The 12,220-nt window shown below is 38.8% G+C and carries 9 protein-coding genes and 1 pseudogene; 2 read left to right on the forward strand and 8 right to left on the reverse strand.

Annotated features, from left to right (window positions below):
* Positions 1–264: 264 nt before the first annotated feature.
* The 8 genes from L659_RS0114400 to L659_RS0114435 all read right to left on the reverse strand — a co-directional run bounded on the left by L659_RS0114400 (position 265) and on the right by L659_RS0114435 (position 11,072).
* Entirely contained in the window at positions 265–1,296 is a 1,032-nt protein-coding gene (locus tag L659_RS0114400) for an isoaspartyl peptidase/L-asparaginase family protein (RefSeq protein WP_010555079.1), read from the reverse strand.
* A gap of 288 nt (positions 1,297–1,584) precedes the next feature.
* Complete coding sequence (locus L659_RS0114405) at positions 1,585–2,289, reverse strand: SapC family protein (RefSeq protein WP_024591000.1); 705 nt, start codon at positions 2,287–2,289, stop codon at positions 1,585–1,587.
* Between the two features lie 336 nt (positions 2,290–2,625).
* Entirely contained in the window at positions 2,626–3,336 is a 711-nt protein-coding gene (gene pgl / locus L659_RS0114410; protein WP_024591001.1) for a 6-phosphogluconolactonase, read from the reverse strand.
* Positions 3,337–3,338: 2 nt separating this feature from the next.
* Positions 3,339–4,811 (reverse strand): glucose-6-phosphate dehydrogenase, encoded by a 1,473-nt coding sequence (gene zwf, locus L659_RS0114415; protein ID WP_007581057.1) that lies wholly within the window; start codon positions 4,809–4,811, stop codon positions 3,339–3,341.
* Between the two features lie 268 nt (positions 4,812–5,079).
* Positions 5,080–6,726 (reverse strand): glucose-6-phosphate isomerase, encoded by a 1,647-nt coding sequence (gene pgi / locus L659_RS0114420; RefSeq protein ID WP_024591002.1) that lies wholly within the window; start codon positions 6,724–6,726, stop codon positions 5,080–5,082.
* Positions 6,727–7,393: 667 nt separating this feature from the next.
* Positions 7,394–9,649 carry an aminotransferase class V-fold PLP-dependent enzyme gene (locus L659_RS0114425; RefSeq protein WP_024591003.1) on the reverse strand — a complete coding sequence of 752 codons (2,256 nt, stop codon included), beginning with the start codon at positions 9,647–9,649 and terminating at the stop codon, positions 7,394–7,396.
* Positions 9,650–9,784: 135 nt separating this feature from the next.
* A complete protein-coding gene (locus L659_RS0114430) occupies positions 9,785–10,861 on the reverse strand; it encodes an AI-2E family transporter (RefSeq protein WP_007581049.1) in 1,077 nt (358 codons plus the stop codon).
* The gene (locus L659_RS0114435) at positions 10,854–11,072 is read right to left on the reverse strand and encodes a hypothetical protein (protein WP_024591004.1); all 219 of its coding nucleotides are present in this window, start codon (positions 11,070–11,072) and stop codon (positions 10,854–10,856) included. The genes L659_RS0114430 and L659_RS0114435 overlap by 8 nt, the downstream gene beginning before the upstream one ends.
* A gap of 145 nt (positions 11,073–11,217) precedes the next feature.
* Here L659_RS0114435 and L659_RS0114440 point away from each other — a divergent pair, with 145 nt between their 5' ends.
* A complete protein-coding gene (locus tag L659_RS0114440) occupies positions 11,218–11,883 on the forward strand; it encodes a hypothetical protein (protein WP_007581045.1) in 666 nt (221 codons plus the stop codon).
* Position 11,884: 1 nt separating this feature from the next.
* Positions 11,885–12,220: pseudogene (locus tag L659_RS0114445) on the forward strand (M48 family metalloprotease); the annotation flags it as partial.

A 12,220-nucleotide genomic window follows, 5' to 3' on the forward strand; every position in this document is an offset into this window, starting at 1 on the left:
CTTATAAAATTAGTTAAAGAGCCATAATTGTATCAAATTAAACGGCCGGGGTTAATCCTACAAAATGCATAACACGGGGTTGTTTGTTATATAAACGCTGCGATTCACCTAAACTGCGAATAATAAATCTATCTCAAGCAGTTATTTTCAGCGCTAACTGCACTGAAAATAACTGGCTAGCAATAAATGAATTAAAATATCATTGTGGTTCAATATGTTAGTAAATCTCTTAACCAGAGTTGAGGTTAATTAAATTACTTTGGCTTATTCGTCGTTAAAAATGCCCACGTAGGTCGCTTGCGTATTCGATTTACTTGCCCGATACATGCCAGAGGTATTAAACGGCAAGCTAATATTCCCCTTAGTATCAATAATAATAACGCCGCCAGTGCCACCAATTGGCTTAAGCACACCGTTTATAACTTCATCTCCAGCTTCAGCTATGGTTTTACCTTGATACTTAACACGCGCACATATATCGCTCGCTACGTTATAGCGAATAAAGTATTCACCGTGCCCTGTTGCCGATACTGCGCACGATTCGTTTTCAGCAAATGTCCCAGCACCAATTACCGGCGCGTCACCTACACGGCCATAACGTTTTGCCGTCATACCACCTGTGGATGTACCTGCCGCTAAATTACCGTTTTTATCAAGCGCCACTGCGCCAACCGTGCCCATTTTGTAAGAGTTAGGCAATGCTTTGTGCGCGGCTTGGTACTCTTTACTGGTTGCTTTGGCTTTATCTAATTTTTGTTTTGCTTTTAAAAGCGCTTTGTAACGAGGCTCGGTATCAAATAAGTTATTTTCGACAAGTTCAACACCTTGCTCTTTAGCAAACTCCTCAGCGCCTTGCCCACTAAGCATTACGTGTACAGAGTTATCCATGACCAAACGCGCTAATTTAATCGGGCTCTCAATATGCTTTACACCCGCAACGGCGCCTGCTTCACGGTTTCGACCATCCATTATGGATGCATCAAGCTCATGCCCGCCATCGTAAGTGTATACCGCTCCACGCCCTGCATTAAAATAAGGCGATTGCTCTAATACTGTAATTGCCGCAGTTACCGCATCTAAACTTTCACCGCCTTGGTGCAATACTTTATAACCTGTCTCTACAGCCTCTGTTAATTTAGCGCGGTACTGCTTTTCTTGGGCGGGTGTAAATCGTGCTTTTTCTATTGTCCCTGCCCCACCATGAATCGCAATGGCAAAAGGAGTCTCTGCAGCGAATACGCTATTACTTAAAGCAAAAAGGCTGCTCGCAAAAATTGCTAATAAGGGTGTTTTCATAATGAGTTCTTTTATGGGAAAGTTATAAACTAATGTGAATGGTTGCGGGCTTAATTTCAACTAAAGTGAGTTTAATGGCATAAAAAAGCGCCTTAAGGCGCTTTTAAAATTTTACGTGTTTGTAATACCAATTTTATTAAAAACATGGTCATTCTAGCGTATTAAATAGCTCACTAACTACGTTGAAAATTATTTATATAGAACAACTATGTATCATAATTTTAGCCTTGTTATTGAGCCATTTTCTTATCGCTATAATAGATCACTAATTTAATGCAATTGGTATAATTAAGCTTGTTTAGCTTTTAAACGCGCTAAACGTGCTACTTGATGAGTAGACGTTAAGAAAGAATAAATTGGTGCTAAGTAACCACGTTTACGAAGCTCTAAGAAATCAGCATCGCTTAACTCGTTTAGCTTTTTCTCATCGATAAGGTAAATACCGTTGATGTCTTTTTTCTCGCCTTTAATGTCTACTGTAAGCGTTTGCGCAATTAGTAGCTCTTTATCAGCAAGGAATTTAGTGAACGCTTCAGTTACTTGAGAAAACTCAATAAAAGATACAAGCGCTTCTTTACGACGTTTTAGGTAATCTGTTTCTTCGCCGTTTTCAAATAATGCATTACCTTCGTCTTCACCAACAAGCGTACTTGCTTCGTCAATTACGATACCGTATTGATCTTGATCTGGGTGTTTAACTAAGCCCAGTGGGTAACGAGTAGATGCCATAGGTGCAAATGCTGCAGTCCATTTACCATCTTCTACAAAAAGGTTTTCGCCTGGCTCTAAGCCAAACATAGCAACAGCTTGAAAAGTGCCGCTTTCGTTGTTTTTAACGAATGACATTGGAAACTCGTTTGCTACGCGTGCAAACTCATGTGCAACTACTGGCACTAAATGTTGAGTTTTCATGAATTCTACATTGATGCCGTTTTGAATTTTAGTGTTGGCATGTTTTTCGTTGTGTAAAGGCTGTACTTGTTGCTCCGCCATGTTACTGCTCCGTTTATTTTAATTTATATGTTTCATTGTTAATACCTTTAGGCTAATGCTTTTGAGCTAAAAAAGGAAGGGAAACTTTTATGACAACGACCATGAAAAAATAAAATTTAACTAAATCTGAACGTTGCTAAAAAACATACAGCTCAAACTCATAATTTTTGTTCAAAAACAACACACTTCGTGGTTGATTTTAATACAAACCAAAGTTATTCATTAACATTGGTTAACAGTTCAGGACTGTTTTTTTGCAGTGTTTAGGCTTAAATTTGAGCAAATAAAAAAGGCCGCTTATATAAGCGGCCTTTAAAAGTTAAATTAGCACCTAAATTAAGGCGCCCAATATACTTCAATATTTATACTTGGGTGATTAAGCACAGCGCGTAGTGGCATGTCATTCACATCGCCTCCCGCTTTTGCTTGCTTATAAACAGCGAGTTTTTCTTCACCGCTAATTAAAAGCTTAACCACTTTAGATTGCGCAATGGCATTTAACGTAAGTGTCATTCGCTCAGTAATACTACCCGTCACATCACTTTGTATCGCATTAATTGCACATACTGTTTGCTCAGTTGTTAAACCGTGGTCTAAACCTTCTGCATTTGGGAACAACGACGCTGTATGGCCATCTGGGCCCATGCCTAGAATAGTTACATCGTATGGCGCTTTTAAAGCACTGTAAGCGGCTTCACACACTTCACTGCCTTGCTGCGCGGTTGCAGCATCGTTTTTCATGGTTATAAAGTTTGCAGCACTGCCAAAATTTTGTAATAACGTACTTTTAATAAATGCTTCGTTACTTTTTTCATGGCTTGGGTCTACCCAGCGTTCATCAACCATAGCAACATCAACATGTTGCCAATCTAAATCAAGCGTTGATAAATGCTTATAAGCGGGCGCAGGAGACGAGCCACCCGACACCATTAATACAGCACGGCCATCGTTTTTAATACCATCACGTAATGATTGCTCAAGCGTTGCAGAAAGCTCAGCTGTTAACGCGTCTTTATCGTCAAAAAATTTTTCAACTAGTGTTGCCATGCTTATACCTTATCGCCTGTGTTAAACCACACGTGGCTTTTTTCTGCCAATAATTCATCAGCATCCTCAGGACCCCAGCTACCAGCACGGTAAAGCGCAGGCTTGCCTTTGTCTTGCCAACGGTCAATGATTGGATCAATCCATTTCCACGCTTGACGAACTTCATCACGGTGAATAAATAATGATGGGTTATTTGCAGCGGCATCAAGCATTAAACGCTTGTACGCATCTGAATGGAAGCCATTGCTGTAAGCTTGTGAAAGCTCAATATTCATTGTTACTGGTTCAAGTTGCATTTGAAGGTTATCAAGACGCTTAGACATAAGCGTTAGTTGAATTGTTTCCTCTGGCTGCAAACGAATAACAAGACGATTTGGCTCGATATTACCCACGTTATCTTCGTAGATATTGTGAGATACTTTTTTGTATTCAACCACAATTTCTGCACAGCGCTTAGCCATACGTTTACCCGTACGAAGGTAAAATGGAACCCCCGCCCAGCGCCAGTTATCAATATGCGCACGAATAGCTACAAACGTTTCTGTTTTACTAGAACCTTCATTTAGCTCTTCTAAGTAACCCGGTACAATTTTACCGTTTAAGTCACCTGGCACGTATTGACCACGAACAATATTTTCATCAACATCGCCATCTACAAGCGGGCGAAGTGCTTCTAATACTTTTAATTTTTCGTTACGAATACTGTTAGCGTTAAGCTTATTAGGCGACTCCATTGCAACTAAACAAAGTAGTTGTAATAAATGGTTTTGAACCATGTCACGAAGTGCACCGGCTTTATCGTAGAAACCAGCACGGCTTTCAAGGCCAACAGTTTCTGATAAGCTAATTTGGATGTTATCAATAGATTTAGCATCCCACATATTTTCAAACAATGAGTTTGAAAAACGTAGCGCCATTAAGTTTTGTACTGTTTCTTTACCTAAGTAATGGTCAATACGGAAAATTTGCTCTTCATTAAAAAATTCCGCAATTTTTCCATTAATTGCTTCAGCAGAATCACCGCAATAACCAATAGGCTTTTCAACAACAACGCGTGATGTAGGTGTAATTAAACCTTTAGTCGATAATATTTCACAACATGTGCCGTAAACAGCAGGCGGAAGCGATAAATAAAACACACGAGACTTAGTGCTTTCGTGCTCATCTAAAATGCCTTTTAGCACATCCCAGTTGTCGTCTGCTTCTGTAACATTACTTACCACTGGCACTAAAAAAGTAGAAAATGCTTTCCAATCTTTAGCGTTAAACTCACCTTTGCTTAAAAATTCTTGTAATGCTTTATGCGCTGTTTCTATGTATTCAGCACGTTTCGATTCTTCGCGTACTGTTGGTAGGATACGTGAGCCTTCAGGTAAGTTACCTTCTTGATATGCTCTGTACATTGCAGGTAGCAATTTGCGTAACGCAAGATCACCACCGCCCCCAAAAATTATAATATCAAAAGGATTAAGCATAGTTACTCTCTACGTTGTGATACCCAGTACACTTTATAAATGCGCGGGTATGCCTATTTATTGCTAGATTAGATGGCTTTTATAGCTGTATTTAAATAAAAGCCTGCTGAATTGTTCTGTATCGATGATTTATTATTATTTTTATCATTGCGCTTATTAAATGAGCCTTAGGGGCCCTGTATCTCCTCTCACAAAAATACAGACCCTAAGCACTCCAGCGCTACCCGTTCAAAGGTACTCGGTTTACTTACTTGCGTAAGCGAATTTTTTACTGCGTACGGTTTTGTTTGTAGTACGCCATTAAGCCGTTTGTAGAACTATCATGAGCATGTTTAACGCTTTCATCAGTGAGTTCACTCTCAATTTTAGATGCTAAACCTTTACCCAGTTCTACACCCCATTGGTCAAACGAACATATTTCTAAAATAATGCCTTGGCAAAATATCTTATGCTCATACAGTGCAATTAAACGGCCCACTGTTTTAGCATCTACTGTATCTAATAGCATAGACGTTGTAGGACGATTGCCTTGATGAATTTTATGATTTAATAACTCATCAATCTCTGCTTGCGATTTACCCTTAGCGGTTAAATCAGCAGTAACTTGCGCTGCATCTACACCACTCATCATCGCTTCTGTTTGTGCAAAGAAGTTTGATAATAAAATATCGTGATGCTTATCAACATTCACTTGTGGTTTAACTGATGCAATAAAATCTGCAGGTACAATTACATTACCTTGGTGTAAACACTGATAAAACGCGTGCTGACCATTAATACCCGTCATGCCCCAAATAATTGGAACTGTAGTATAAGGTACCGTTTCGCCTGCAAAGTTAACGTGTTTACCGTTACTTTCCATTTCGCCTTGCTGTAAATACGCAGGCAACATATGCAGTGCTTGGTCGTACGGTAATATAGCTTGCGCTGTGTAGCCTAAAAAGCTCGTATTCCATACACTAAGCAATGCCATAATTAATGGTATATTTTGCTCAAACGGCGCAGATTTAAAGTGCTCGTCTATTTCAAACGCACCTTCTAAAATTGCTTCAAAGGCGTCGTAGCCTAAATATAAAGCAATTGGTAAGCCTATCGCACTCCAAAGTGAAAAGCGACCGCCAACCCAATCCCACATAGTGAATACGTTTTCGTCGCTGATACCAAAGGCTGCCGTTTTTTCTAAATTTGTACTTACTGCAACAAAGTGCTTTGCAATTGTACTTTCATCTTTTGTTGTTTGTAAAAACCAGTCAACCGCTGTTTTAGCATTTGTCATGGTTTCTGACGTAGTAAATGTTTTTGACGAAATAACAAATAATGTTGTTTCAGGGTCAATGGCTTTTAATATAGACGAAATTTGTACACCGTCAGCATTAGATACGTAATGAACATTTAACGTATCATCAGCAAGTGCTTTTAATGCCTCGGTTGCCATTTGTGGGCCAAGGTTAGAACCACCTACGCCAATACTTACAACATCTTTTACCGCTTTACCGGTATAGCCTAACCATTTACCGCTACGAACTTTTTCTACAAACACTTTAATTTTAGCTAATTCGTTGTCTACGGCTTGTGTTACGTTTTCGCCATCAACGATTAATGGAGTGTGAGCACGATTACGAAGTGCCGTATGTAGTACTGAGCGATCCTCGGTGATATTTATTTTTTCACCGCTAAACATTTTATCGCGCCACGATGCAATATCACATTCTTTAGCAAGCGACATTAAGTTAGCAAAAACATCGTTATCAATAAGTTGCTTAGAATAGTCGAATAGTACGCCAGGTACTTGAGTCGAAAACTGAGAAAAGCGCGTGTCATCTTGTGCAAATAACGTTTTCAGATGTGTTTGTTTCATCTTAGCTGCACTTAGTTCTAGTGCTTGCCAACTTGCTAGTTGCGTTCGGTTAGACATGGAAATATCCTCTAGTTTTTTCAATCAATTGATTTAAAAATGTTTTTTATAAAAGCAAAACTCTTAACACTGCTTATTTACACTAAAATAAAGCGCCGATAGTATAACTAAAAATGCAAAAAAAGTGCTGTTTTTATAATTTTAGATGCCGATGATAACGCAATTTTTAGCTTTTGACACCGGTATCATAAAAATTTTATAAATTAATTTACCCGCAATTTTAAAGGCAACGGGATAGCTTAATCAATCAAAATGAAATATTAATGAATTTTTCTCAGCACAATAATTACTTTTTATAGTTATTCACTAATTATTAGGGCCTGTTTATCTTTCGAAGTTAAATTTGCAGCAGTGTGTTTGGCATTTAGGCAAGGCAGAGCCTATGTAGTGTGGTTATTCCCCATAAATAGGCGATAACGTGGAATAAATGCCAAACACGCGCTGCCCGAAGGGTTCTGCCTAGGGGCAATTTACTCTTTGTTACTCGGTTTTTACTTAGCCCACTAGGTTACAAACCTCACGCCGCGATTAAATAGCCCCTAGATTGAACAAATTTTAATCCTGAAAGGTCAACAGGCCCTAGGGCTTGTTTACCTTGCGAGCAAATAAGCCTTAAAAACAAAAAAATCGGCCCTAAAGCCGATTTTGTATAAATTACAATCTTTGTTTAATTACTAAGCGCTAACCCGCCACTTAGGTTATAAACCGTTTTGTATCCTAGTTGCATTAAATTAGTTGCAGCAATTTTTGAGCGGTTACCACTACGGCATAATAAAATGTACTTGTTATTTTTGTTTAATTGCCCTTCAAATACCGCATTTGCCATTCTGCTAAGTGGTATATTTAATGTTTTTTCATCTAGCGTATTAAATAACTGAGCAACATTATTTGCTCCATGCTCATACGGCTCCCGAGTATCTATTAAATATGTATCGCTGGTGTTTAACATTACTTTAGCGTCATCAAAATTTAATTGCTGTGTATCAACCTCAGGTAACGCATTTACATAACCACACAATTGCGTATTATCTACTTGTTTTGAAGCGTCGTACTGCTGTTTTTGTATTGCAAATTCATCAACTGAAATACTGCCGCTCACTAACGCATCAAGAAGTGGCGTTTGGTTTTGCTGTACAGCCCAGTTCATGGCAAAACATTGTTGGTAGTCGTGCCCTGAGCAAATAATACTGGTGCTATTAAGTTGCTCGCTCATTGCTAAAATAGAGCGTGCCATTGCTTTTGCATCCCCACCTATAAGCGATGTATTGCCAAGCCCTGCAGGCAGTATTAAATCACCACAAAAACAGTAACGCGTTTCGCCATTACTGTTTTTTAATAAATAACTTACACTGTCTTTGCTGTGCCCAGGTGTAACTACTTTTTCAAGTACGTCGTTTGCCAAGTTAATACTTGCTGTATTTAGCGGCCAACCTAGCGAATCAACCTCACCTTTTACAACTCTTGAGTCAAGAGCGCTGGTTAGTAAATTAGTCGCTGACTCTCGCTCTTGATGCAGATGAGTATTAAGCACCGCCGATATAGTTAAGTTTTGTGTATTAGCTATTTTTTCAAAGCGCGGAATAAGCTCAATAATAGGATCGATAATTACAGCGTGTTTATCATCGCTTACATAAAGCCAACTACATGCTCCTTGGTGCCTAAACTGAGTAAGGCCCAGTGCGCATACTTCTTGTTGTGGTGTGGTGCTGTCAGATACGATTAAACAGTTTGCCTGTAGTATTGCTTTAAGAGCGCGAATACGCACACAAGCATCATCAATATCGTGTTGTGTTGCAGCAGGTCCAAACGATAGCCTAATCGCGTTTTCGCTTTGCCACTTACTTGCACCCATTGCATCTAAAACAAAACTTGTTGATGCGCCTGTACTACAAGCCGAGCCTCCACTTACACGAATGCCCGCAGCGTCAAATAAATCAATCACTTCTTTGCTCGTTAAATCGTTAACAGCAAAGTTAAGTGTGGTAGGCACGCTATAAGCAAAATCATGATTGAATGTAATATCGCCAAAGGTGTCTTTTATCGCGCTTTGTAACTGGCTTCGATAAGAGTTAAGTATGCTAATTGGTTTAAATGTATCGTCTGATTTATCAAGCAACATACTAAATAGCTTATTTAACCCTGCAATACCGGGTAGATTTTCGGTGCCTGAGCGCATTCCACTTTCTTGACCGCCACCCGCTATAAAAGGTGTGTACGCACTGCCACTACGAATATATAAAAAGCCAATACCTTTAGGTGCATAAAGCTTATGCCCCGAAAAAGGTGCGTAATCTATTGTTGTGTCACTTAGTGCGAGCGCTTGTTTACCGAGCGCCTGCACGCAATCCACCATCCACGATACATTTTTATTACGGCTACGAATCACCTGCTCAATAGCGGGTAAATCTTGATATACACCGGTTTCGTTATTAACGGCCATGGTGCAAATCATCAATGCGTTATCTATATGTTTAGCTATAAAATCTAAATCTAAAATACCGTTACTATCAACCGGAATAGCAAGCACTTCAGCATTAACGTCTAGTACGCTATTCCAGTGCTTAAGTGTATTTGGCACCGCTTTGTGCTCAGTAGCGCCATATAACAATACGGGGTTTTTAATCGGGTGTTTTTTAGCATCAATTAACGTAGAAACCACCGCAGTTTGAATGCCTTCTGTTGCGCCAGAGGTAAATAAAATATCGCCATTACTTGCGCCAATAACTGTGTGTGCTTTTTGACGTGTTTGTTCTAATAAATGCTTGGCTTGAATACCTGTAATGTGCGGGCTTGAAGGATTACCAAAACATATTTGCATGGTATGAGAAACAACATCAGCAATACAAGGCAACACAGGGGTCGTTGCGTTTGCATCAAGGTAAACTTGTTTTACTGGCTCATCGTGCAATAAAAACTCAGACATTAAAAAACGCACCTTATTACTAAAAAATATATCTTATTACCAATAGTACATAAATTTACAGGTAATGAGTAATAATCAATTAGCACTAGAGGTGCGTTTACTATGCTTTTTTAGACTAAAAGTCTGTTTACTTAACTATTCACTGACCTCTTTACTTATCTCTTCATGCGTTGACGACCAAGCTGTTATTAGCGCTTTTACTAATGAAGCCAACGGGATGGCAAAAAATACGCCCCAAAATCCCCATAAGCCACCAAAAAATAATACCGCGACAATTATAAATACCGGATTTAAATCAACCGCCTCAGAAAACAGCAGTGGTACAAGTACGTTGCCATCAAGCGCCTGAATAATTCCGTAAATAATTAAAATGGTCCAAAACTGTGTTTCTAATCCAAACTGAAACAGCGCAACTGCCGCTACCGGAATAGTGACGAGTGCCGCGCCAATAAATGGAATTAATACCGACAAGCCAACAAGCACACCAAGTAGTGCGGCGTAGCGTAAATCTAAAACAGTAAATGCAATAAAAGACACACCACCAACAATTAAAATTTCAAACACTTTACCGCGAATGTAATTCATAATTTGTTGATTCATTTCGTGCCACACTTGCAAAATCAAGCGTCGTTGCTGCGGGATCAGTTTAGCAATACTCCCCGTTAGCTCCAGCTTATCTTTAAGCATAAAAAACACCAGTAACGGCACAAGTACTAAATATATAAGCCATGCAACAACATCTTTTAATGAGGTTAGTGAAAACGACAATACAGTTTGACCAAACTCAATGATTTTAGCTTCTACCGTTGCAACAATAGCTTGTACTTGATCTATGTTAATTAAACTTGGGTATTGTTCAGGTAAAGCCATTAAATAAGACTTCCCTTGCTCTAACATATGCGGGGTTTCTTGCACTAAGTTACTGGTTTGCTTCCAAAGCACTGGGCCAATAACCAAAATAAGGGTGAGCATAATGCTAATAAATATCAACATTACAATAATCGTTGCAGTAAAACGTTTTAAGCCAACGCGCTCTAAATGAACAACCGGCCAATCAAGTAAGTAAGCAATAACCAATGCTACAAGCACAGGAACAATTAACGAGCCAAAAAAGTAAAGTAAGGCCACTGAGGCTAATAATAAAAATAATAAGGTAGACGAATGAGGATCCGAGAACTTCCTTTCGTACCATGTTTTTACGTATTCAAACATGTAATGGCTCCACTAATAACAACCCACGTTGTTTATCAAAATTGTAACTATAAGCATTTTTTTTCAAAAAACGTTCAATATCGTTCGCACTTTCACCTTTATTAAGACTAAAAGTGATACGTTGTTTTGAAGATTGCGCACTTCGTAGCGCAAGTTTAAACTGCACAAATTGCTGAGGGCATTTAAACTCTTTTAAATCGCGCTCTACCATAACTACTTTATCCGTATAGTAAATGAATAATAAGTCGCATATTTACGGTCAATATACTTATATACCCAAACCATTGTAACTTTTTGTTAAAACAATACCTGCAATAGTTTATCCTTATAACATAACTAGCAGTAAGGATAAGTTAATGCCTGGCACGCATAATAAAGCGCAACTACCCAGTAATCCAACACTCAAAGAGATTAATTGGTTTAAAAAGCAAATTAACTGGGGCGAACTACCTCCTTTTTATCACCTTGTTGCCTCATCAATAAGCGAATCTGAAGGGATTTTAGATCATGGATTCGATAATGCAGTTAAACAACTTATAGATAAACGCAATTGGAACTTAGATCTATTAGAAGGCCATGAAGACAGCCTTGGTGTAATACACACTAAACATAAGCCACGTATTGCGCTGCACCAAGTTTTTACCGACAGAGGCTTTGAGCTATGGGCACAGCCTTATGCTAAAGATGTTATTGTTGACCAATACATAAAAAATAATCGCTTTATGGAGTTTAGAGTGTGGGATCCACATTCAATGAAAAACCTGATCAGAATAAGTCAGTTACATAAGTTTATTGGCTTTTATTTTGAACGGGGCGACAAAGCAGATAAAGCCATTATTTTACATGCACATAAAGTAGTACATAAAATTATTACTTTTTTGCAGCGAGAATTGAACGTTGTAAAGCTTGATGGAGTCACAATAAAAGAACTATACCAATTGTGCGAAAAAGACAGCCGTGCAAGCAGTGACGAAATAGACATAGCCAAAATTGCAATTGGCGAACAAATTAACAAGGAATAAAATGCAGCTAAAATCAGCATTTATCACTTTATGCAGTGCCGCGCTTACGTTTAGCTTATTAGTAAGCGAACCTTTAAAAGCGCAAACCAATTTTACACTTCCTGATTTAGGAACATCTGCATTACAAGCACTGCCACTTGAAAAAGAACAAGCTATTGGCGAAGTAATGATGATGCAAATACGAGGTTCATCGCCAGTTATAAACGACCCTGTGCTAGATGAATACCTCACGACTATTGGCCGTAAACTTGTTGCTAATGCTAACGATGTACGTTTTCCGTTTTCGTTTTTTTGGATAAATAACTCAGAAATAAATGCGTTTGCATTTTATGGCGGG

Source organism: Pseudoalteromonas sp. S8-8 (assembly GCF_000497875.1).
Taxonomy (GTDB): domain Bacteria; phylum Pseudomonadota; class Gammaproteobacteria; order Enterobacterales; family Alteromonadaceae; genus Pseudoalteromonas; species Pseudoalteromonas arctica.